Below are 22,916 nucleotides of genomic sequence, written 5' to 3'. Positions count from 1 at the left end.
TCACCCTGCACAGATGCAGAGGTCAGTAAAAACTCTGTGGGTCGATATCGACGGTCAGGCGGATATCGCCCTTCAGGCGCAATGGGGCGATCCAGCGCGCAATGGCATCCTGAATCGGCGCCCCTTTGGGGGCTTTCACCAACAAGCGCACTCTGTGGCGGCCGCGTATACGCGCAATAGGTGCCGGCGCGGGGCCAAAGACCTGAGCACCGATGGCGCGCAGGGGCGCATCGTTGCGGGCCATTGCATTGCCGATATCGAACACCGGCCCGACCTCGGGGCCCGACAACACGATCCCGGCCATGCGACCATAGGGCGGCACGCCTGCCGCCTGCCGACCCGCTGCCTCGGCTTTCCAGAACCCTTCCTCATCACCCGACAGGATGGCCCGGATCACCGGGTGTTCCGGTTGAAAGGTCTGCAAAAGCGCCTGCCCCGGCTTGTCCGCCCGTCCCGCGCGCCCCGCCACTTGCCGCATCAATTGAAACGTACGCTCAGCCGCGCGCAGATCCGCGCCGTGCAGGGAAAGGTCAGCGTCAATCACACCGACCAATGTAAGCTTGGGGAAGTTGTGCCCCTTCGCCACCAATTGCGTACCGATGATGATGTCGGCATCCCCGGCGGCGATCTCTTCAATCTTGGCTTTCAATGCCCGGGCTGAACCAAAAAGATCGGAACTCAGCATCGCGGTTTTCGCCTCGGGGAAGGTCGCCTCGGCTTCTTCCGCCAGCCGTTCGATCCCCGGCCCGACCGGGGCCAGCTTACCCTCCACGCCGCAGGAGGGGCAGGCTTCGGGCATCGGCTTGGTTTCGCCGCATTGGTGGCACATCAATCGCTTGAGAAACCGATGCTCGACCATGCGTGCGTCGCACTGATCACAGGCGATCTGCTCGCCACAGGCCCGGCACAAGGTGACCGGCGCATAGCCACGGCGGTTGATGAACAACAGCGATTGTTCACCTTTTTCGATCCGCTGCTGTACCGCTTGCCGCAAAGACGGAGAAACCCACGTTCCGGGCGGCATCTGCTCGGCCCGCATGTCGATGGGCTTCATCTCGGGCAATACCGCCGCTCCGAAGCGCGAGGTCAGGTCAAGCCTTTCGTACTTGCCCGCCTCGGCATTGGCCCAACTTTCAAGCGAAGGTGTCGCACTGGCCAGAATCACCCGCGCGCCACAGATCGCCGAGCGCAGAACCGCCATGTCGCGTGCGCTGTAGTGCACGCCGTCTTCCTGTTTGTAGGACGTGTCGTGTTCCTCATCGACGACCACAAGCCCCAGATCGCGAAATGGCAGAAACAGCGCCGACCGGGCGCCCACGACCAGTTGCGCATTGCCCTGCCCGACCATCCGCCAGACCCGCCGCCGTTCCGTCATGGTTGCGCCGGAATGCCATTCCGCCGGGCGCGCACCGAACCGCGCCTCGACCCGGGTCAGAAATTCTGCGGTCAGGGCAATCTCGGGCAGCAGAACCAAGGCCTGCCGCCCCATGCGCAACGCCTCGGCCACGGCCTCCAAATAGACCTCGGTCTTACCGGAACCGGTAACGCCTTTCAGCAGCGTGGTGCCGTAATCGCCGGTCCGCTGCCCAGCCTGAAGCCGTTCGACCGCCGCTGCCTGATCCGCTGTCAGGTCTTTCCCGGGAAGGTCCGGATCAAGATGAGGATAAGGCAGGTCGCGCGGGCTGTCCTCTTCGCGCACGGCGCCTTGTTGGACCAACCCTTTTACCACGGATGACGTTACACCCGCCTGCTCGGCGAGTTCCTTCAAGGTAAAAGCCAGCCCGCCGTAGTCGCGCAATACCTCCAGAACCCGGGTCCGGGCATCGGTCATTCGGTCTGGTTGACCTTCACCCAACCGATAGACCTTGCGCATCGATGGCGGATCACCCAAGCCCGGTGCCCGCGTCGCCAGACGCAGCATCGCAGGCATGGGTGTCAGAGTGTAATCGGCGACCTTTTCCAGAAACACCCGCATCTCTTCACGCATCGGTGCAACATCTAGAACCCGGAGCACCGAGCGCGCCTTGCTCAGGTCAAAGCCGCCCTGCCCCGGCCCCCAAACCACCCCAAGCACCTTGCGCGGGCCCAAAGGAACCTCGACAAACGCGCCCAGAACGCACCCGCCTTCGGGCGCCTTGTAATCCAGCGTCCGGTCAAGCGGCTGCGTTGTTAGCACCGCAACCAGCTCTCCTTGGTCGAAAAATCCGTTAGCGCTCACGGCATATCCTTCGCAGGGGGTTCCAGCAGGGGTCTCTTTGAGGTAAAGCCATCCGCGACCAAGGCCAACCCATCAAAGGACTGCCCTCATGAAATTCTTCATAGACACCGCCGAGATCGACGCCATTGCCGAACTGAACGATCTGGGCATGGTGGACGGCGTCACCACCAACCCTTCGCTGATCCTGAAATCAGGTCGCGACATTCTGGAAGTGACCAAAGAGATATGTGATCTGGTCGATGGCCCGGTATCGGCCGAGGTTGTCGCCACCGAAGCTGACGACATGATCGCCGAAGGCCGCAAACTGGCCAAGATCGCGCCGAATATCGCCGTCAAAGTGCCGCTGACATGGGCCGGCCTGAAAACCTGCAAGACGCTCAGCGACGAAGGCCAGATGGTCAATGTGACACTCTGCTTCTCAACCAATCAGGCGATTCTGGCTGCAAAAGCGGGCGCGACATTCATCTCGCCTTTCATCGGACGGCTTGACGATATCAACCTCGACGGCATGGACCTGATCGCAGACATCCGTCAGGTCTATGACAACTACGGGTTCGAGACCGAAATCCTTGCAGCATCGATCCGGACCGTCAACCACGTGACCGACAGCGCCCGCATCGGGGCCGATGTGATCACCGCACCGCCTGCCGTGATCAAGAAACTGGCCGACCATCCGTTGACGGACAAAGGTCTGGAAACCTTCCTCGCGGACTGGGCCAAAACCGGTCAGAAGATCCTCTGATCCCAGACCCGACCGCGCGGTGCCGAAAGGCGCCGCGCCCGGCCCAACGGCCAAATGCCTGTTCTGTGATCAGGCATGGCGGGCGGGAGCCTCTTGCCACAGCATGCAAGGAAATCCACCCTTGCGTGCATTTTTTCCAAGGCAAATCCGGTCCGGCATGTTATAAGCCGCGACAACAAAAAAAAGACCGGACGGGACATGAGCAGCACCCCCAAACTCGAGGATAACCTCCGCGCGGCGATTCTGGCCGAGCCGGATGTCGTACTGGACGACAAAGACCTGATGCAGGCGCTTGTCGCTGCCAACGAGCAAGCGCGCGGCGACAACGTGATTGACCTGCGCGGCATTGCGATGCAACGGCTCGAGGCGCGACTGGATCGGCTGGAAGACACCCACCGTTCCGTCATCGCTGCGGCCTATGAAAACCTCGCGGGCACCAATCAGGTCCACCGCGCCATTCTGCGATTGTTGGAACCTGTCGAGTTCGAAGATTTCCTGCGCACGCTGGGCGCCGATGTGGCGGACATCCTGCGCGTCGACAGCGTTACGCTGGTTCTGGAAACAACCGTGGTTCAGAACGATCCCGCAATCGACACGTTGGGCGGGGTCCTGACGATTGCGGAACCCGGTTTCATCGACCGGTACCTGACCATTGATCGCGGCGGTCCTGCGCGGGATGTGATCTTGCGGGAAATCCATCAGCCGAGTCGGCGTATTTTCGGGTCACAGGCCGATCAGCTTCGTTCCGAGGCCTGCCTGAAGCTGGACCTCGGGGCCGGTCGCCTGCCTGGCATGATCGTCATGGCCGCCCGCGACCCGCGGCATTTCACACCGCAGCTGGGCACCGATCTTCTGGCCTTTTTTGCCGGCGTGTTCGAACGCTCGATGCGCCACTGGTTGTCGTGAGCCTGATCTCGCCTGCCTGCCGCGACGCGCTTCAGCATTGGCTGGACAGCCTGAGCGCACTGGCCGGACGATCCGAGAATACGCTAAACGCCTATCGTGGCGACGTCGTCGAGTTTCTGTCGTTCATGACCCTGCATCACGCCGAACGGCATGGCCTGAAGGCGCTGGAACGGATCACAGTGTCGGATATGCGCGCCTGGATGGCGGATCAGCGCGGCGCGGACGTCAGCGCGCGGTCTTTGGCGCGTAAACTGTCGGCGGTCAAAAGCTTCTACCGTTGGCTGGCAGAGCGTGAGGGGTTCGAGCCCACCGCCGTTCTGTCCACCCGCGCGCCGAAATTCACCAAGAAACTGCCCCGGCCACTGGCCGAAGATGCAGCCCGCGCCATGATCGATACGGTGGAACTGCAATCCACATCCGACTGGGTCGCGGCGCGCGACGTCGCGGTTGTGACGCTGCTGTACGGATGCGGCCTGCGCATATCCGAGGCGCTGTCCCTGACCGGAGCGGACGTGCCTTTGCCCGCCACGCTGCGCATCGTCGGGAAAGGCGACAAAGAACGGGTCGTACCGGTTCTTCCTGCCGCCCGCGAAGCGGTCGACAGATACCTGAAGTTATGCCCCCATCCACAAGCACAGGACAAAGCCCTATTTCGAGGTGTCCGTGGCGGGCCATTGAACCCACGTGCAATCCAAGGGGTTATGGCCAAGGCGCGTATGCAATTGGGGTTGCCTTCAACCGCAACACCCCACGCGATGCGGCACAGCTTTGCCACCCACCTGCTGTCAGCCGGAGGCGACCTGCGGGCCATCCAAGAGCTTCTTGGCCACGCCTCCTTGTCGACGACGCAGGCCTATACGGCAGTGGACACTGCGCGGTTGATGGAGGTCTACAACCGCGCGCATCCCAAAGCCTGACGTGCACATGACTCGAAAACCCGGGCTTTTGGTTTGCATCTCGGACGCGCATCAGTCATGACGCTCGCATGACACTCAGATTCAAAGCTCTTTCCGTTCATCTCTTTACTGCAACAGGCGCTGTTTTTGCCATGCTGGCCATGCTGGCTGCCGTTGAAGAGAAATGGAGCCTTATGTATCTTTGGCTTGTCGTGTCTTTCATTGTAGACGGTATCGATGGCCCGCTGGCGCGACATTATCACGTCAAGCACAACGCGCCCGAGTTCGACGGCGTTCTGCTGGATCTGATCATCGATTACCTGACCTATGTGTTCATCCCGGCCTTTGCCCTGTTCAAATCGGGGCTGATGGACGGCTGGACCGGATGGTTCGCGATCATCGTCATCACATTTGCCAGTGCGATGTATTTCGCGGATACACGCATGAAAACCAAGGACAATTCCTTTTCCGGTTTTCCCGGGTGCTGGAACATGTTCGTGATCGTGATCTTCGCGCTGGAACCGAATTTCTGGATCATCCTGCTGCTGGTCACCCTGCTGTCGCTGGCCATGTTTCTACCGCTGAAATTCGTTCATCCCGTGCGCACCGAGCGCTGGCGCAGCCTGACTTTGCCGATGGCGCTGGCATGGACGTTCTTCGCGGGTTGGGCCGCATGGGTCGATTTCCACCCGGAAAGCTGGGCCCATTGGGGGCTGGTCATCACCAGCCTGTACCTGACCTTCGCAGGCATCGCCCAACAGGTTGTTCCGCAGCGCCGCGCCTGACGCAGCGCTGCCCGTCCCGTTTTACAGAACGTCCTGCACCTCGAATTCGGTGCCGTTATGGGTAAAGACGTCGCCCTTTTGCAGACCTGCCATCGCCAGATATATCGGGCTTTGGGTTGAAATGCCCATATAGGTCTTGCCATCCACTTCAAACCGCGTTGTTGAAACACACACAACAAATCTGCGGTTGTTGAACTTGATCACAGCTCCTGGCCTGACCGTGTCGGCAAGGCTGAAATCGGTATTTTCGATGACATCAATCTTTGCATGATGCGCATGGACCGGGGCATCAAAGGCAGCCGCCAGATCGGCGTTTTCCCGCGATGCGGCAATGTCATCCTTGTCGTGACCTTCCCGGTCGTCCAACTGGGCATCTTTCAAAAACGCATCGTAATGCGCCTGCGCCGTTGCAAGCTCTTGCGCTTCAAGCGACATCAACCGGTCGATAATGGCCTTCTTGCGGGCTGCACGGTCTTGTTCAGTGGTCATGCAATGCGGTCCTTCAAATTCAGCAATGGTTACAAGTTGTGTCTGCAAAAAGCGGATTGCAACCGAATTTCGACGCTCAGATCAAAAGACCTGCCGCCCGCTCATGCCGCAACAGGGCAACTTTCGTCTCAACACCACCGTCGCCCGAAAAACCGCCCAAGCCATTTGCGGCCAGTACCCGGTGGCAGGGAATGATCACGGGAATGGGGTTTGCTCCGCAGGCTTGGCCAACCGGCTGGGCGGGCTGCCCCAGTTCTTTGGCGATATCGCCATAGGTGCGCGTTTCTCCAAGCGGGATGGCATACATCAGGTCACAGACCCGCTTTTGAAACTCTGATCCGTCAACGCGATACGGCAGATCGAAACGGTCAAGCCGCCCTTGATCATAGGCCCTCAACTGGGTGGCGGCTTCGCGCAGCAGCGCAGTCGGCTCACCCTCGTCCCTGCCGTTCCAGACAAGCCGTGTAAGGGCCCCGTCTGTTTCTTCAACACCAAGTCGTCCGAACTGAGTTTCAACGGAAATCATCGCCATGGACCGACGGTTTCAGATCAAAGCGCCAAGCACAAGCGCGGGAATGTGCAAGACCACGCAAAACGTCATTTTTGGGCATTGGCGCCATTCGTGATACGCTCCTGCCGTTACTTAGAGAGATTTTGGAGAACGCAATGGGTCGACATTTGATCCTCACAGTACATGGAATCGGTGAACAAAAACCCGGCGAAACCGTCGATCAGGTCGTTGGCGCAGCAACAACTTGGCTGGATGGAAACCCCAGACCACCGATCGAAGTCGAACGCGGCATGATCGAACTGGCCGAATCCACCTTCGACGGAAATCCAAGAAATGCAGAGCTGTTCGAAGTCAATCTGCGCACGGTGACTGACCCGGCTGTTCCTCAGGACAAGGCCCTGTTTGCCGAAGTTTATTGGGCTGATCGCTCTCCGGCCCCGAAAGGAGCGATCAAAACCGTGCTGGACCTGATTTGGGTCGTTCTGGCGTTGGGATATCTGGCGATGGACAATGTCGAGCAAACCCACATCCGCAAAGGCGTTGCCTCGGACCAGCCCAATGGCAGGAATACACTTGCGGCACAGCTGGTACATCTTTTCACATGGATCTTCTTCGGTGCGGTTGCGACGCTGAACGTCTTTTTGTTGATTGGTGCCGCAGCGGTCATGACCGACCGGATACCTGTCTCGGTTTTCCAGAACCCTGCCCTGTTGTTCTGGCTTCTGTTCGGGCTGTACGCCGGCGGGGCCATTGTCGGGCTGGGGCAAAGCCGATCTGCGCCGACCTATCTCAGACGGGTCTTCTGGCGTGGAATGCTCGCAATGGGAACAGCACTGACTCTGTGCCTGGTCATTGGGCCGCTGGGCCTGAAATTGTGGGCATGCGTCCCTTCCGACACGGGAAATTGCCCGCCGGCCCTGGAGCAATTCGTGGCGTTTCAGGTTTTTCTGCTGTCCATTTTCTGGGCCACTCTTATCTTCCTGACACTCATTCTTTACGCGTTGTCCGCCTGGACGTTGCAGATCAATGATACGCTTTCAGAGCACAGGCGGCTGTACCCCAGCATCTGTGCAGGCATGCTGGTTTTCTGGATGTTCTTCATTTCCGGCCTCTGGTTGACCATAGAGCAATTGCTGGAAACTGTTTCGGGCCTGTCCGGCGGTCAGCTGCAACGTCTTTTTGAAAGCAATTTGAACGAGTCCATCGAAACTCTCAGCGTGGCCTTTGTGGCCATCGTTCTGTTGGGGTTCGTTGGCGTCGGGCTTTTTGCAGGTCGAAAAACGTACAAGGCCAACCTTCACACCCGCAGCGGTCTGATCAGCCGGGCGATTGTAAACCGGCTGGCGCAGTGGGTCTTTCTGTTTGGTACAATCGTGCTGGTTCTGGTCACGATCCGAGAGATCGCAGCCAACCAGAGTTTTGAGGCCGCATGCAACGTGGGCATAGGTGAAACCAACCCGATCTCTTGGGCTTTGGACAGGTTGGCCTGTTCGCAAGGCGAGATCGGCCTGATCGTTCTTGGCGCAACTGCGTTGATGTACCGGTTTTCTGATTTTGTTTCCGCCGGGCTGGGCGTTGCACGGGATATCGTTACCTACGCCATTCGTGACAAATGCTATCTGGGAAAAGATCTGGAAACGCGACAACGCAACTATCCGGATCGCAAGGCGATAGACGAGCGTTTCTATCGCACGTTGTACTATGTTCTCGATATCTTTCCAGCGGATCATATTACGGTGATATCCCATTCGCAGGGCACCGTGATTGCCACACAGATGCTTGCTGACCCACGCGTCCAGAGACGCATCGGCGGGCGGACTTTGACACTCATCACGATGGGCTCTCCGGTCACGCATATCTATCAGCGCTATTTTCCCGAGATGTTCACCATCACCGCCAGTCAGTTGAACGCCTCGTGGTTCAACATCTTCCGGCAGGACGATTTTGTCGGAACCGAGATCGAGGGTGGTCTCATTTTTGCAAATCGAAACATCCCGGTCGATCCCGGCGGGCACACCGGTTACTTTACGGACTATCAGGTTTGGAAAGCCCTGTCAGATCCCGCGATTGGCTTTGATCTGTTCAATCCAACACCGCAGCCTGTGCAGACATAGCCCTAAATGCCCCCCGACTGAATTCGGGGGGCGCGTTGATTTATCCCAATGCCTCATTGCAGCGCCCGCAGACGCCCGCGTGGGTGTGGCGGCCCACATCAGGCAGGATTTTCCAGCAACGCTGACATTTCTCGCCTTCTGCTTTTTCGAACACGACGGCAACGCCTTCGATTTCCGGCACACGGAACGCCTCGGCCGGGCCGGGATCGCCGGTCACGGTCAGGCCCGAGGTGATGCACATGTCGTCCACGTCGAACGTGGCCAGCAGATCGCGGGTATCGCCATCCTCGACATGCACGATCGGTGCCGCCTCGAGGCTGGAGCCGATCACCTTGTCCTGACGCTGAACCTCGAGCGCGGCGGTCACGGCCCGGCGCACACGGCGCACCTTGGCCATGTTGGCCTCAAGCTCGGCATCGCGCCAATCGGCGGGTGTGTCCGGAAAGTCCACCAGATGGACCGAACTGTCATCGCCCGGGAACCGCTCCAGCCAGACCTCTTCCATGGTGAAGACCAGAACCGGGGCCAGCCAGGTGGTCAGACGGTGGAACAGGATATCCAGAACAGTGCGCGCGGCGCGGCGGCGTGTGCTGTCCCCGTCGCAGTACAAAACATCCTTGCGAACGTCGAAATAGAAGGACGACAGATCAACCGTAGCAAAGTTGAACACGGCGCTGAAAACACCCTGGAAGTCAAACGCGGCATAACCCTTGCGCACCTGCTCATCCAATTCCGCCAAACGGCTGAGAACCCAGCGTTCCAGACGCGGCATATCCTCGGGCGCGACGCGGTCGGCCTCGGTGAAGTCGGCCAATGAGCCCAGCATGAACCGCATGGTGTTGCGCAGACGACGATAGCTGTCGGCGGTGCCCTTCAGAATCTCCGGCCCGATCCGCTGATCGGCGGTATAGTCGGTCTGCGCCACCCACAGGCGCAGGATATCGGCGCCGTATTGCTTGACGACCTCTTCCGGCACGATGGTGTTGCCCAGCGACTTGGACATCTTGTTACCCTTGGCATCCAGCGTGAAACCGTGGGTCACTACGTTGCGATAGGGCGCGCGGCCCTTGGTGCCGCAGGCTTGCAGCATGGACGAATGGAACCAGCCGCGGTGCTGGTCGGTGCCTTCCATGTAGACATCGGCGATGCCATCCTCGGTCCCGTCCTCGCGATCGCGCAGAACAAACGCGTGGGTTGAACCCGAGTCGAACCACACATCCAGTACGTCAAAGACCTGTTCGTAGTCGTCCGGGTTGGCGATTCCGTCGAGGATCTTTTCCTTGAAACCGTCGGTGTACCAAACATCCGCACCGTCCTTCTCGAACGCCGCCTTGATGCGGGCGTTGAGTTCGGCGTTGCGCAGCAGGTAATCCGCGTCGGTGGGCAGAGCGCCCTTCTTGGTGAAGCAGGTCAGCGGCACACCCCATGCACGCTGGCGCGACAGAACCCAATCCGGGCGCGCTTCGATCATCGAATACAGGCGGTTGCGGCCGGACTGCGGCGTCCACTTCACCAGCTCGTCAATCGACCGCAGGGCACGTTCGCGGATGGTGTTGCCCATCTCGCCCATACCGTCATCCAGCTTGCGGTCGACGGATGCGAACCACTGCGGCGTGTTGCGATAGATGATCGGCGCCTTTGAGCGCCACGAATGCGGATAGCTGTGCTTGATCTTGCCGCGCGCCAGCAGCCCGCCGACCTCGACCAGCTTGTCGATGACGGCCTTGTTTGCGTCACCCTCGCCGCCCTTGCGGGACAGGATATATTTGCCGCCAAAGAACGGCAGATCGGCACGGAACGAGCCATCGTCCATCACGTTATAGGTGATGACCTGTTCCAGCATGCCCAGATCACGGTACAGCTCGAACTCCTCCATCCCGTGGGACGGCGCGCAGTGGACGAAACCGGTGCCTTCGGTATCGGTCACGAAGTCAGCGGCGCGGAAATCGCGGATGTCGTCCCATTCGCCATTGCCGCCTTCGGCCCCGGCCAGCGGGTGAAGCAGCTGCACGCTCTCCAATTCGTCGGCGGTCACGTCGCGCACACGGGTCCATTGATCGTCGTTCAGACGGGCACGGCCCAGAACGTCAGCGGCCAGATTGTCGGCCAGCAGGAACTTGTCGCCTACCTTGGCCCAGCATTCCTCGGGCGTGCCGGTAACTTCGTAGAGACCGTAGGAAATGTCCTTGCCATAGACGACGGCCTTGTTCGACGGCATGGTCCACGGCGTCGTCGTCCAGATTACCACATAGGCATCATCAAGATCGCCCGCATTCACGACCTTGAACTTCACCCAGATGGTGAAGCTTTCCTTGTCGTGATACTCGACCTCGGCCTCGGCCAGGGCCGTCTTTTCGATGGGCGACCACATGACAGGCTTCGAGCCCTGATAGAGCGTGCCGTTCATCAGGAACTTCATGAATTCGTCCGCAATCACCGCCTCGGCGTGATAATCCATGGTGATGTAGGGATCGGCCCAGTTGCCGGTGATGCCCAGACGCTTGAACTCTTCGCGCTGGATGTCGATCCAGCCCTCGGCGAACTTGCGGCATTCCTGACGGAAGTCGACGATGTTCACCTCGTCCTTGTTCTTGCCCTTCTTGCGGTACTGTTCCTCGATCTTCCATTCGATCGGCAGGCCGTGGCAGTCCCAGCCGGGCACGTATCGCGCATCAAAGCCCATCATCTGATGGGATCGCACGATCATGTCTTTGATGGTCTTGTTCAGGGCGTGGCCGATATGCAGATGACCATTCGCGTAAGGGGGGCCATCGTGCAACGTAAAGGGCGAGCGGCCCTTTTTCTCGCGCAGGCGGTCATAGACACCGATGGTCTCCCACCGTTCCAGCCATGCGGGTTCGCGCTTGGGCAGGCCGGCGCGCATGGGGAAATCGGTTTTGGGCAGGTTCAGCGTGTCTTTGTAATCAGGTGTCTGGATCGTGTCGGCGCACATTTGGGGCGTCCTTTGGATGATCTGGTCGTCTATTGGATCGAAGCGGTCGGTGCGAAGTCTCAAACACCTTTGCCCGGCGTCTCAGGAGGTCAGAGCGCCGGGGATATAATTCGAATAATGATGGCCATCCGGTCATGCATGGCGCGCTTATATGACGCCTGCACCTAATGGTCCAGAGGTTCTGCCCGCTGCGGCGAATGGCGCAGTTTTGCCCACCGGTTCAGCCACGCAAGACCGGCCAGCGCAAGGCCCAGCGCCAACAGCGAAAACACCCGGATCAGGCCGCCCAGACCGGCGATGTCGATCAGGAAGACCTTGGCCACCGCCAGCCCGATCACCGCCAGCCCTGCCTTGCGCATCAGGTCGGATCGGCGGGCAAGAGATTGATAGAACAGAGCGGCCCCGATCAGCAGCAGCACCAAAGTGTAGGTATACAGTTCCGGCTGGGTGACGCCGTTGCCTTCATACATCCCCGCCGCGCCCTGCCAGACGTGACGGATCGTCAAACCCAACCAAACTGCGGCCAACGTCCCTGAAACGGCAAAGCTTGCTTGCATGATCGGTTTCGGCATTTCCCGGATCCTCCAGGCCGATCCGCCGATGGCCAATGCGGGCAACAGATAGGCAACGGCCAGCGTATTCAAAACCGGCGGCCCAAGCACCGGATCGGCATTCGGATCAAACAAGGGGTTCTGGTCCGCCAATGCCAGCAACAGATAGAAAAGGCCATGACCCGCAAAGAACATAGCAAGCAGGTATCGCAGGTAGTTCAGTTTGCCACCCAGCCCGAACCTCTGCACCTGCGCGAACGCAAGCAAAAGCCAGATGACGGCCAACAGACCCAGGCCCCAATGGCTGTTGTCAGCGCCGCCCTCGCCGAAGCCTTCAAGCCAACGCAGAAGCAGCAAGGAAAGCAGGATACCCGATGTCGCCCAGGCCGCACTTTCCAGCAGCAGCGCCGCCAGTGGGCGCTTCAACGGACGCAAAAGCCACCAGCCCCCGACAAATCCCAATGTGGCCACGCCATAGACCATCGCCATCTCGGACACCGGAGCGGAATTGGCCCAGTCCAGCCCGGGATCAAGCACCAAACGCACCGTGACGGTAAAGACACCGGCCCAGATGAACCAGCTCATCGGCGGCAGGATGAACCTGCGGTCCAACGCGGCCGCAACAACAACGCTGGCGACCAAAGCAACCGTAAGCGCCGCCGAGCTGAGCACGATGACGCAGGCAAAGACCAGACACGACAGCATGGACAGGGTGGCCAGTGCCGCCCGTATCCGGTCATCGCCGTCAACGCGGGCAAAGCGTTCAGCCAGAACCACCATCAACACAGCCAGCACAATCGCGTGGAGCGCCCAAGGATAAGCCCCGATTACCGAAGCCGGATGCCAGCCTGTTTCCAGCGCGATGGCCAACATGGGTGCAAAAAGCGCAGCTCCTCCGGCCCAGACGGCGCGATACTGGCTCGCCTTGAATGACCGCCACGCCATCAGAGCCGACATCAAACCTCCCAAAGCGACCAGAACAGTCACCACCATCGGATAGTCGGCCTCGGGCGTTTCCGCGTAAGTGCCCGCAAACCTGTCCAGAACCGCGCCATTCTCAAGCCCGTGAGAGGCGACAAAGACCACCAAACCAGCCGCAGGCAGGACGGTCAGGTCCCGAAGGGCCGGTGCATCCTTGGCCCAGAGGAGCAGAGCCAGAACAAGGGCAAACAACAGGCACACGCCCAACCAGAATTCGGGTTCCGTGTCCGCCCAATGCCAGGACAGGATCACCGTACTTGCCGCGATGGCCCCGGCGGCCAGTCGAGTTGGGAATTCTGGCCAGGGGCGGGCCTTTGGGCGGCGGATCATCTCAGTCAGCATGGGGCCCGCGTGATTTGGCCAAATGCGCCGCACCGGAATGGCGGTTGCCAAAAGCGCCAGCACCGTTGCCGCGAACAGGTATCCCGATTCCGTACTCGGCGCGCCCATCACCAGAAGCAGGTTCGCCGCATAGGCCCCGAACAGTGTCAGGACCGAGATCCATGCCCAGCGCCGTACCGTGTCGATACCCAGCCCCAAGACGGCAACCAGCAGGAAATACGCGTAAAGCCACGACGGATCATCGGACGCGCCTCCGACCAGGAAAGGCGCCGCGAAGGCACCGATCAGACCGACCGCAGCCAGCAGCGGACCATGGAACCACCCCAGAACGAGCCCCACCAGCGCGACAACGACCATCCCTGCCAGTGCCGTTTCGGCACCGATCAGGTTGTACAGCTGGCGCGCGGACAGGATCGCCCCGAACAAAGTGACAAGCCCGGCACCGGAAAAGACCGAGGGCAGATAGGCGGTTGCCACCGCTTCGTCATCACCGAACTTGCGGCGCAGGACTTCTCCTCCGAGGATCAGAACAGTGCCGAAACCCAGGGCAGCGACGACACGGGCCGCCGGCGGCAGCAAACCGTTTTCGACGCCGTATTGCACAAGGAAAATACCGGCCAATGCCAGAGACAGGGCCGAAACCACATAAAACCAGTTCTCGCGCAGCCACGCGCCCAAAGCCGCAAACCTGTCATGGCGAAACACGACAGCCGATGAAGAAACCTCTGCATCCTGAGCGTCGGCACTGTTGTCTTCCTGCCGTTTCGGAACCGACCAGGGTGCCGGCCTGCGCGGCTTCTCTTCAGCAGCAGGTTGCGGTGCAGGCGTTTCCTGTTCCGGTTGCGGCAGGACGGTCGCATCGCCTGAGGCCAAGGCGTCGATTTGCGCTTCCAGCTGCTCTACCCGGCGCCGCAAACGGGAATGCCCGACCAAAAGGGCAATCAATGTCACAGGGATGGCCAGAACAATCAGGCCAACAAGAACAAGCAGCGATTCCAACCGAGTCTCCGATCCTTTTGAAGGTCAAGCTATCTTGAGCCGTCCGGAAGTGACAGTCAGGAAAGCCGTGACCCGATCTAAAACACCGAAATCGTCAGGCGCGCGATCGTTGGCCTGAAAAGGTCCGGGGTCTGCGGTAACGCCTGCCGCAAGAACCGTCATCCCAGCGGCGCAAAATTTATGGGTGGAACAAGGACCCGACGAGATACGCGATCAGCGCGGCCAGCCCGCCGATCAAAAACGTCTCGATCCCCGACCGCCACCAGGGGGCCAGTGACCACCGGCTTTTGAGCGCGCCAATCGCGAAAAAGACAGCCATGGTCATCCAGGCCGAGATCGCAAACGCGTTCGGCACGGACGCCAGGAACGGCAGCAATGGGATCATCCCCGCCACCAGAAACGCAAAGAAGGTGGCCAATGCGGCTTTCATCGGATGCGGGTCGACACTGCCCAGACCATATTCACCTTCGATCATCAGGTTGATCCAGTTTTCGTTGCTCGAGGTGATCTCTGCCGTGGCATCGATCAGAATGTCGCCAGACAGCCCTTTTTGCGCAAGGATCTCTCGCACTTCTTCGCGCTCACCATCCGGGTACAACGCAATGTGGCGTTCCTCGACCGCGCGGATGCGGCGAATGTTGTCCAGCTCGGCCTTGGTGCCCGAATAATTGCCCGCCGCCATCGAAAATCCGTCAGCCAGAACATTCGCCAGGCCAAGCGCCACGATAACGAAAGGGGAAAGGCCTGCCCCTGCAACGCCTGCCACAATGGCAAATGTGGTGACGGACCCGTCGATGCCGCCATATACGACATCGCGCAACACGCCGCGTCCGGGCGGCGCGTTGATCCGTTCGGCGATTTCCTGCGGGCTGTGACCGTGATCCGTCATGGCTGGCTCCTTTGACACATTCAGTGTGCCGAACCGCAGGCCGGGGCGCCTTGCTTTGGATCAACCCTTGGAAAACAGGCCCTGCAAGGCGCGCTTGATGACGCCCCGCGTCGAAGGTTTGTGCCTGTCCGAGAAGGGCAACGGGCGGCACACCTCCATCGCGGCCACACCCACACGAGCGCTGAGGGCCCCGTTGACCAGACCCTCGCCGAACCGGCGTGACAGTTTGCTCAGAACGGAACCGCCCAGGACAGGCTCCAGCAGATCATCGCCGACTGCAACCGCCCCTGTCGCCACCAGATGCACAAATACACTGCGGGTCAGACGCCAGCCGCCCAACGTACCCGCGCGCCCGCCATAGATTTCGGCAACCCGGCGGATCATCCGCAATGACGCGGCCAGCGCGGTTATCACATCCGCAAGCGCCAATGGCACCAATGCGGTCACGGTTGCAACTTGCCGGGCCGCGGCCTCGACTTCGCGGCTGGCGGCTTCGTCCAGAGGCGCCAACAGCTCAACTTCGGCAAGTTCCAGCAGAGCTGACGCATCGAACTGATCCGCCATCCGCTCGGTCAATCGTTCGCGGCCCCAGCGCGTGTCTTCCCGGCCTTTGTAGAATGCGATGATACGATTGGTGACTGCGCGGGCCTGAGCCAGATCGTCCTCAGCCAACGCGGCATCTGCGGCCCGGCGCAGGCCATCCACACGGGACAATCGCCCCAATGCGGCCAGTTCACGGATTGCGATCATAAGCGCCACAAGAACCAGAGCGGCGATCAATCCGGTTACGATCCAACCCAAAAAAGGCGTTCGCGCCACCAGCGAAGTTGCAAAATCCCACGCGGCCACCGATACGGCCGCCCCGATCACTGCCAGTGCAAGCCCCCAGAACCAGCGTGCCAGAGCCGATGGTTTGCGCGCCGCCAGCCGCGCCGCGCTTTGCATCGCCTGCCCTTGTGGTTGCGCGATGTCCGGCACCGGCGGGGCCTTGGCGACATCGGCAGGGGGCTCATCCGTTTCAAGATCGATCAAAACCGGGCCTTTAGCCATTGATCACATCCTCGCTGCGCCAGACAAACCGTATGTCCGGCAGGTTTTCGTCGTTGTCCGCCCCATCGCTGCGAGCCACCTCGGCAAAGCCGTTACGTTCATAAAACCGGCAGGCTCGGGCATTGTCCTGAAACGCGTACAAGCTCAGCTCTGAGCGGGCCGATTTGGCGTGATCCAGCAATTGCCGACCAATCCCGCGGCCCCGAACCGAAGCATCCAGATAAAGCGAATGGATTTCACGACCGTCGAGCGCCAAAAAACCAACAACGCCGGCCTCGGTTTCGGCCACGGTCACCCATTCCAGATCAATCATTCGACCACAGAAAGCGATCGTCTCGGCGCAGCTGTGCAATTCAGGCATCCAGTCTTTTTCCAAGGCGAAATTGTGCAGGATCGACCCGATGGTGCCCGCATCCGTCGGGCGTGCGTGGCGCAGAATTGTCGTCACAACCGATCTCCGATCAAGAACTGTGCCGCCCTGTCCAGCCGGATATGCGGCGGGCCATCACCGGGTTTCAGCGACAGCTTTGCCGGGGCAAAGGCCATGAAGCCGTAATCTTCGCCCAACCACGCATCAGCCCCGTTGCGGGCCGGACCCAACAGATGCGCTGGATCCTCGGGCAATTCTCCCGGGTAGAAGGCGGCCTGTTTGCCGCTCTCCAACAGGGTACCCCGAACGCATGGCAAGTCTGTCCCGTCGTGGTGGCGCAGTTCTTCGGTCGTGGCACGCAGCGAAGCCAGAGACAGGGCCTCGGTCCGGGCTCCGGCGAAATTCGCCCGATCACGCGCCTCGCGCGTCAACGCCTCGATAATCGCGGTCAGGCGGGGGTGCTGCATGTGGTGCAGGTGGTCCGCTTTTGTCGCCGCAAAAAGGATGCGTTCAACCCTTTTGCCCAGCAGCAATTGGCTGAGCCAGGCGTTTCGGCCGGGGCGAAAGGCCGACAGGATATCAGCCATGGCGCGGCGCATATCCTCGACCGCCTGAGGACCTTTGTGAATAGCGCCCAGCGCATCGACCAGAACCACCTGCCGGTCGATGCGCGAGAAATGATCGCGAAAAAACGGTTTCACGACCTGGGCTTTATAGGCTTCGTATCGCCGTTCCATCTCGCGTTGAAGCGTTCTGCGCCGCGACGGGCCAGACACCACCAACGGCGCAAAGGTCAGAACCGGAGATCCGGCCAGGTCCCCCGGCAGCAGGAACCGCCCGGGGGTACAGTCGTAATACCCCGCGTCACGCGCCTGATTGAGATAGGTCGTGAACGAGGATGCCAGCGCCTGCGCTGTCGGCTCGTCATGCGCGCCGGACGGGTCTGCGGCATGGGCCTGCCCCAAATACTCGGCTGCCTCCGAGCGGGCCTCGATACGTTCCAGTGTTTCCCGAGACCAGTCTGCATAAGACCTGTCCAGCAGGGCCAGATCCAAAAGCCATTCGCCGGGGTAATCGACGATGTCCAGATGAACGGTGCGCGGTCCCTGCAAGCCGGCAAGCAAGCCGGCTGGGCGGGCTTTGAAGGACAGGCGCAGCTCTGACACCGCGCGCGTGCTGTCCGGCCAGTGCGGTGTCGGACCCGTTAGGGCGGACAGGTGCGTTTCATAATCGAACCGGGGCACGGTGTCATCCGGCTGCGGTTGCAGATAGGCGGCATTGATCCGACCTTCCTGCTGCGCAACCAGCCCGGTCATGCGCCCCCGATCCAGCAGGTTCGCCACCAGCGAGGTGATGAAAACCGTCTTGCCCGACCGCGCCAACCCGGTGACACCCAGGCGGATGACAGGCTCAAAAAACGTCTCGGATACGCTGTCGCCGATGGTTTCGACGCCGCGCACAAGACTGTCTGCCAGTGATGAGATGACCAATCTGTCGCCCCGCAATTATCGTTTCACCCAAGATAGGTAGCGGGTACCGCACATACCAGCGCTTTCGCCCCCTTGCCCGTTCCCGCGCCGCGCTGTACCAGCGGCACATGCCCAGATACGCGTTGAAAGTCGAATACCAGGGGGAACCCTTTGCCGGATGGCAGCGGCAAAAGGATCAGCCGTCGGTACAAGGTGCCATCGAAGAGGCCCTGTCCCGTATCCAGCCGGGTGCGCATACGATTGCAGCCGCGGGGCGCACCGACGCCGGCGTTCACGCGTTGGGTCAGGTTGCTCATTGCGACATGGCCAAGGAATGGGACCCGTTCCGCCTGTCCGAGGCGCTGAACTATCACCTCAAACCGCAGCCGGTGGCGATCGTGGACGCCGTGCGCGTGACCGACGATTGGCACGCGCGGTTTTCGGCGGTCGAACGGCAATACCTGTTCCGCATCCTGATGAGGCGCGCGCCTGCAACCCATGACAAAGGGCAGGTTTGGCAGATCAATCATCCGCTGGATGTCGAGGCCATGCAGGAAGCGGCGAACATGCTGCTGGGTCGCCATGATTTCACGACCTTCAGGTCGTCGATTTGTCAGGCGGCCAGCCCGGTCAAAACTCTGGATGAGTTGCGGGTTGAACAGGTTCAGGGCTTTTCCGGCCCCGAAGTTCATTTCCACGTAAGGGCTCGGTCATTTCTGCACAATCAGGTGCGCAGTTTCGTCGGAACGCTGGAACGTGTGGGCGCCGGAGCGTGGACCCCGGAAGAGGTGCGCGAGGCGCTGGAAGCTGCCGACCGTGCGGCCTGCGGTCCAGTGTGCCCGCCGCAGGGGCTGTATCTGGCGCGGGTCGGGTATCCGGAACCGGTTTTCGACTGACCTAAATCGCACGCAGCAGCAAACCACTTGCGATCACGGCAATGATCAGCCCGGCCACCAGTTCGATTGTTGGGGCCAGCACCGATGCGAACCGTGTGGCTGAGGCTGAGGCCAGCAGACCTCCGCGAAGGCCAAAGGACGTCCATCCCACCAGTGTCGTCACCAGCGCCGTGCCCAATGCCATGGCAAAAGCCCCGGCGATACCGACCATCGCGATGCCCATCTGCCACGTCAGGATCAGCACGAACAAAGCCCCCGTGCACGGTCGCGCCGCGATGCCCGCAATCAGGATCAGGGCCTCGCGCAGTGAACCCACATTTGCAACTTCCTGCGCGGTCGGGCCATGGCGGTGGCCGCAATCTGAACAGACTTCGCCATCATGGTGGGGATGATGCGAGTGATCGTTTTCGTGATGGTGGTGATCATGGGGCGACGTGGTTCGTCTCTTTGCAAAACTGCGCAAGGACCGGGCCACCAGCCAAAGACCGATAAGGGCGATCGCTCCGTAGCTTATCGGAGCCATGACCTGTTCCGTCGTTCCAACAAGGCTTTCACGGGACATCTGGAACACCAGCACCCCGGCATAGACCAAGACGACGGCCGTCACCGCCTGCCCCAGGCTGGACAATACACTGATCGCCGACAACCGCCAGAAGGCGACACGCCGACCCAAACCGTAACCCCCGATCAGGACCTTTCCGTGGCCGGGGCCGATGGCATGAAAGAACCCGTAGGCGAAACAGACTGTCAACAGCGTTGCCACCGCCTCGGGTTGCTCGGCACGCGCGGCACGCAAGGATCGGGCGATCTGGTTCTGGAATTCTCGTTGCTCCCCCGCAGCCCAGGCCGCAAGACTGTCAAAGCCTCCGCTGCCCCAAAACCAGAGCAGCAGTACAATCGCCAGGCCGACAGGCAGGATCAGGTAGCGGGACATGAAACGCGGATCTCGGTCGCAAAACGTTCACCGACCAGAGGGATGTCATTTTCCTCGAGGTCATAGTCGGCGTCCAGGGTCAGCAGAAAGGCCTGCATCTGGGCCAGTTCGCCGTCGATATCCGGGTCAAACCGGTCAATCTGGCACGCGGCGGGGCCCGTCACGGTCACGGGCCGCGTCACCTCGTAGGCGGTATAAAACGTCTCATCAAACGCTTTCGCAGACAGCGCCGCGGCCGCGACGGAACCGGCCTCCACCGCCCTGAGATGCGTGGTGACAACGCGTCCGTCTTCAACTGTCGCCTGCGCCTCCATCGGGCCCGACAGCGCGACGTGGTTTCCGTCTGCGGTAACGACAAGATCGCCGTTATATCCTTCCTCCCACTGCGTATCGAACCCGGTCAGGAACCGTTCTTCGCTTTCCGTCAGAACGCCGTCAGCATCCTGATCCAGCTTCATGTCTTCCAGAACCAGCAACGAGTAGAATTCGTCATACGCCCAGGTCACGCGAACATGGGTCAGTTGACCAGCGTCATCCACGACGAACTCCAGCCCGGTATCAATGAAGACATGCGGGTGGGCGTTGGCCTGCATCGGTAAACAAAGGATCAAAGTGGTTATAAGGTAACGCATAGGCGCAAGATAGGTCTCCCTCCGCGTGGCGGCAACGACATTTTCACTCCCGATGCGAAATCCGGCCCACCATCAGGTCGGCGGAAACAGAACCAGTGTTTGCAGCGCTGTGCCCACCGGACCTTGTGTATCAAAGAGGACGGACTGAGACATGCCGATGCCGGAAGGCTGCCAATGCGAAATCGATTTTGAGGCCAGCCAATCCGAAACCGGTTCACGGTGGATATGCACAGTCAGGTCCGTATTCATGAACCCCATTTCCGTGGTCGGCGCATTCCATGAGATACCGTTTCCGCAATCGGCCAACGGGCACAGGGCCTGTATGGGCGATTGATCCTCGCCTTGCAAAAGCTGCGGAGTACGCATCCAAATCGTTTTGGGTCCGGCCCCCTGTTTTCCCCCTGCGGGATAGCGAATATCGCTGTAATGGGCAAAGCTTGGCAGGTCGTGGCGAATTTCACCTATCGGAAAAGGGCCATCGACAACGTTCTCTATTTTCGGCGCATCCATCTCGACATTCGGCACCTGCCCCAGATCGCGCCGCAACAGGTGCATGGTTGTTGCCGTGGCGCACAACGTATCGTCGAGATCGTGCACCGTGACCCGCGTGGTCCCGAGCGTCTTTGTGTGGCGCGTGGTCTCTGCCGCAACGCGAAGCCCGGCCAGCGGGAGCGGCCTCAGCAAATCGACAGTCAGTCGGGTCAGCATCTTCTCGGGGCCGATTTCGGTTTCAGCGGCCCGAACGATCAAACCGCTGACCGGCCCCGCGTGGCAATGTGCGGCAGACCAAGGCCCGCGCGCGGCATCGTTGCCAACAAACGCCCCGTCCTCGCGCTGATGAAAATAGGTCGTGTTGGTAAAGTCGAGCGCTTCGGCCATGTGATCCTCAGGTCTGTTCTTGCGCAAATCGTTTCCGTTTGTCTGAACCCAGGCGTTCAAACACTTTCCCCGTTCCGACTTTGGGGGCGAATTTGTTTGACACGCCGGCCTTGCGATCAGTTTCGCCATCACCGCCAGGGACACATGCGTCATCCATCCGAATGACCTCGGCCCCGGTCATATCAGCAACGTCTTGCAGATGATCATGAATTTGCACGGCCAGGCTGAATGTCATGTTTTCGGAAATGTCCCTCTGAAGCACCGGGTCCGGGCTATACTTTTGCCGCAAGGATGGCTTAACTGCCCGGGCCCTGTCCACCGCAGTGACGGGACGTCACCACATCAAACATATGCAGGAGCCGCACATGGCGTTGTTGATCGAAACCGGGCTGTCCAACTGGATAAGTGATGACGAAATTGCCCGCAGTTTACAGGCGGTGTTGCCGGATGCGGATATCCGCACCGCCGAAACGTTGGGCAATCCGGATGACATAATGATGCTGGCCGTGGTTGACATGCAACGTGACCACCCGACGCGACTGCCGAACCTGAAACTGGTTCAAAAGCTGGGCGCAGGGGTCGAGACCATTGTCAGCCATCCCGGTCTGCCCGGTCACGTGCGCATCGCCCGCCTGAAGCCTGACGCACCGGCACAGGGCATTGCCGAGTGGTTTCTGGCCTATATCCTGCGCGCTCAGCGACACATGGCGTTTCACGAAGCGGCCCAAACCCGCGCCGAATGGTCCCCGCGCGCACCGGTTTTTACGCCGGACACCGTGGTCGGTGTTCTGGGTCTTGGCCACATCGGCGCCCGCACCGCGCGGATGCTGCACGCCGTGGGCTTTCAGGTCATGGGCTGGAGCCGGACGCCCAAAGCCATTGAAGGCGTAACTTGCATGCACGGGCAGGACGCGTTGCCCGCGCTTCTTGGCCAATGTGACCACGTTTGCGCCATCCTGCCCTCGACCCCTCAGACCGCTGGCCTGTTTGATGCCCGGATGCTGGCGGCGATGAAACCCGGTAGTCAGTTGCTGAACGCGGGGCGCGGAAATCTGATTGATGAGGACGCCCTCATCGCGGCACTGGACGCAGGTGTTCCGGGGCATGCCGTGTTGGACGTCACCTCGCGGGAACCTTTGCCACAAGACAGCCCGCTATGGCGCCACCCCGGCGTGACGATCACTCCACATGTTTCAGGCTGGCATCTGGGCGATGCCTTGTCGGATGTGGCTGAAAACTTCCGACGCCTCAGTTCCGGCGCGGCCTTGCTGCATGAAGTCAATCGTGATCAGGGCTACTGAACTCTGAGC

At 60.5% G+C, this 22,916-nt stretch carries 20 protein-coding genes; 7 read left to right on the top strand and 13 right to left on the bottom strand.

All coding sequences use genetic code 11. The features are described 5' to 3' along the window. Nucleotides 1-22: 22 nt before the first annotated feature. On the bottom strand, nucleotides 23-2,218 hold the full coding sequence (locus GS614_RS14910) for a primosomal protein N' (RefSeq protein ID WP_171726684.1): 2,196 nt from the start codon (nucleotides 2,216-2,218) through the stop codon (nucleotides 23-25). Between the two features lie 88 nt (nucleotides 2,219-2,306). Here GS614_RS14910 and fsa point away from each other — a divergent pair, with 88 nt between their 5' ends. The 4 genes from fsa (at nucleotide 2,307) to GS614_RS14890 (ending at nucleotide 5,547) form a co-directional block, all read left to right on the top strand. After that, nucleotides 2,307-2,960, top strand: a complete 654-nt coding sequence (gene fsa, locus GS614_RS14905; RefSeq protein WP_171726683.1) for a fructose-6-phosphate aldolase — start codon at nucleotides 2,307-2,309, stop codon at nucleotides 2,958-2,960. Between the two features lie 198 nt (nucleotides 2,961-3,158). Beyond that, the gene (locus tag GS614_RS14900) at nucleotides 3,159-3,866 is read left to right on the top strand and encodes a DUF484 family protein (protein WP_152457214.1); all 708 of its coding nucleotides are present in this window, start codon (nucleotides 3,159-3,161) and stop codon (nucleotides 3,864-3,866) included. Beyond that, nucleotides 3,863-4,783, top strand: coding sequence for a tyrosine-type recombinase/integrase (locus tag GS614_RS14895; protein WP_171363687.1), 921 nt, complete (start codon nucleotides 3,863-3,865; stop codon nucleotides 4,781-4,783). Before GS614_RS14900 ends, GS614_RS14895 begins: the two co-directional genes overlap by 4 nt. 68 nt (nucleotides 4,784-4,851) lie before the next feature. Next, nucleotides 4,852-5,547: a phosphatidylcholine/phosphatidylserine synthase gene (locus GS614_RS14890; protein WP_152457212.1), complete on the top strand. Its 696-nt coding sequence runs from the start codon at nucleotides 4,852-4,854 to the stop codon at nucleotides 5,545-5,547. 21 nt (nucleotides 5,548-5,568) lie between these two features. On the opposite strand, the gene GS614_RS14885 is transcribed toward GS614_RS14890, so the two are convergent. Further along, nucleotides 5,569-6,036 carry a hypothetical protein gene (locus GS614_RS14885; protein ID WP_152457211.1) on the bottom strand — a complete coding sequence of 156 codons (468 nt, stop codon included), beginning with the start codon at nucleotides 6,034-6,036 and terminating at the stop codon, nucleotides 5,569-5,571. Nucleotides 6,037-6,112: 76 nt separating this feature from the next. Further along, complete coding sequence (locus GS614_RS14880; RefSeq protein WP_171232599.1) at nucleotides 6,113-6,568, bottom strand: methylated-DNA--[protein]-cysteine S-methyltransferase; 456 nt, start codon at nucleotides 6,566-6,568, stop codon at nucleotides 6,113-6,115. A 134-nt stretch (nucleotides 6,569-6,702) separates the two neighbouring features. Here GS614_RS14880 and GS614_RS14875 point away from each other — a divergent pair, with 134 nt between their 5' ends. Continuing rightward, nucleotides 6,703-8,661, top strand: a complete 1,959-nt coding sequence (locus tag GS614_RS14875; protein WP_171726682.1) for a hypothetical protein — start codon at nucleotides 6,703-6,705, stop codon at nucleotides 8,659-8,661. A 40-nt stretch (nucleotides 8,662-8,701) separates the two neighbouring features. Here the strand turns inward: GS614_RS14875 and ileS are convergent, their stop codons facing one another. The 6 genes from ileS to GS614_RS14845 form a co-directional block, all read right to left on the bottom strand. Further along, the gene (ileS, locus tag GS614_RS14870; RefSeq protein ID WP_171726681.1) at nucleotides 8,702-11,614 is read right to left on the bottom strand and encodes an isoleucine--tRNA ligase; all 2,913 of its coding nucleotides are present in this window, start codon (nucleotides 11,612-11,614) and stop codon (nucleotides 8,702-8,704) included. A gap of 164 nt (nucleotides 11,615-11,778) precedes the next feature. After that, nucleotides 11,779-14,487 carry a DUF2339 domain-containing protein gene (locus GS614_RS14865; RefSeq protein WP_171726680.1) on the bottom strand — a complete coding sequence of 903 codons (2,709 nt, stop codon included), beginning with the start codon at nucleotides 14,485-14,487 and terminating at the stop codon, nucleotides 11,779-11,781. A 178-nt stretch (nucleotides 14,488-14,665) separates the two neighbouring features. Then, nucleotides 14,666-15,376 carry a VIT1/CCC1 transporter family protein gene (locus GS614_RS14860; protein ID WP_171170878.1) on the bottom strand — a complete coding sequence of 237 codons (711 nt, stop codon included), beginning with the start codon at nucleotides 15,374-15,376 and terminating at the stop codon, nucleotides 14,666-14,668. Between the two features lie 60 nt (nucleotides 15,377-15,436). Then, nucleotides 15,437-16,426 carry a YcjF family protein gene (locus GS614_RS14855; protein ID WP_171726679.1) on the bottom strand — a complete coding sequence of 330 codons (990 nt, stop codon included), beginning with the start codon at nucleotides 16,424-16,426 and terminating at the stop codon, nucleotides 15,437-15,439. Then, nucleotides 16,419-16,874, bottom strand: coding sequence for a GNAT family N-acetyltransferase (locus tag GS614_RS14850; protein WP_171117459.1), 456 nt, complete (start codon nucleotides 16,872-16,874; stop codon nucleotides 16,419-16,421). The genes GS614_RS14855 and GS614_RS14850 overlap by 8 nt, the downstream gene beginning before the upstream one ends. After that, nucleotides 16,871-18,286: a YcjX family protein gene (locus GS614_RS14845; protein WP_171726678.1), complete on the bottom strand. Its 1,416-nt coding sequence runs from the start codon at nucleotides 18,284-18,286 to the stop codon at nucleotides 16,871-16,873. The genes GS614_RS14850 and GS614_RS14845 overlap by 4 nt, the downstream gene beginning before the upstream one ends. Nucleotides 18,287-18,393: 107 nt before the next feature. Here GS614_RS14845 and truA point away from each other — a divergent pair, with 107 nt between their 5' ends. Further along, on the top strand, nucleotides 18,394-19,161 hold the full coding sequence (truA, locus tag GS614_RS14840; protein ID WP_171726677.1) for a tRNA pseudouridine(38-40) synthase TruA: 768 nt from the start codon (nucleotides 18,394-18,396) through the stop codon (nucleotides 19,159-19,161). 1 nt (nucleotide 19,162) lies between these two features. Here truA and GS614_RS14835 read toward each other — a convergent pair whose 3' ends face one another. From GS614_RS14835 to GS614_RS14820, 4 genes are all read right to left on the bottom strand, one after another. Then, entirely contained in the window at nucleotides 19,163-20,095 is a 933-nt protein-coding gene (locus tag GS614_RS14835) for a nickel/cobalt transporter (protein WP_171232606.1), read from the bottom strand. After that, on the bottom strand, nucleotides 20,080-20,727 hold the full coding sequence (locus GS614_RS14830) for a DUF1007 family protein (protein ID WP_171726676.1): 648 nt from the start codon (nucleotides 20,725-20,727) through the stop codon (nucleotides 20,080-20,082). The genes GS614_RS14835 and GS614_RS14830 overlap by 16 nt, the downstream gene beginning before the upstream one ends. Before the next feature lie 72 nt (nucleotides 20,728-20,799). Continuing rightward, the gene (locus tag GS614_RS14825; RefSeq protein ID WP_171726675.1) at nucleotides 20,800-21,606 is read right to left on the bottom strand and encodes a thioesterase family protein; all 807 of its coding nucleotides are present in this window, start codon (nucleotides 21,604-21,606) and stop codon (nucleotides 20,800-20,802) included. A 7-nt stretch (nucleotides 21,607-21,613) separates the two neighbouring features. Then, nucleotides 21,614-21,841, bottom strand: a complete 228-nt coding sequence (locus GS614_RS14820; protein WP_171330097.1) for a hypothetical protein — start codon at nucleotides 21,839-21,841, stop codon at nucleotides 21,614-21,616. A gap of 130 nt (nucleotides 21,842-21,971) precedes the next feature. Between GS614_RS14820 and GS614_RS14815 the strand changes: the two genes are divergently transcribed. Beyond that, nucleotides 21,972-22,907 carry a glyoxylate/hydroxypyruvate reductase A gene (locus tag GS614_RS14815; RefSeq protein WP_171726674.1) on the top strand — a complete coding sequence of 312 codons (936 nt, stop codon included), beginning with the start codon at nucleotides 21,972-21,974 and terminating at the stop codon, nucleotides 22,905-22,907. Nucleotides 22,908-22,916: the final 9 nt, after the last annotated feature.

The sequence above is a fragment of the Ruegeria sp. HKCCD6604 genome, assembly GCF_013110635.1.
Lineage (GTDB): Bacteria > Pseudomonadota > Alphaproteobacteria > Rhodobacterales > Rhodobacteraceae > Ruegeria.
Note: the sequence above shows the minus strand (reverse complement) of the source record. Positions and strands in the feature narration are given on the sequence as shown.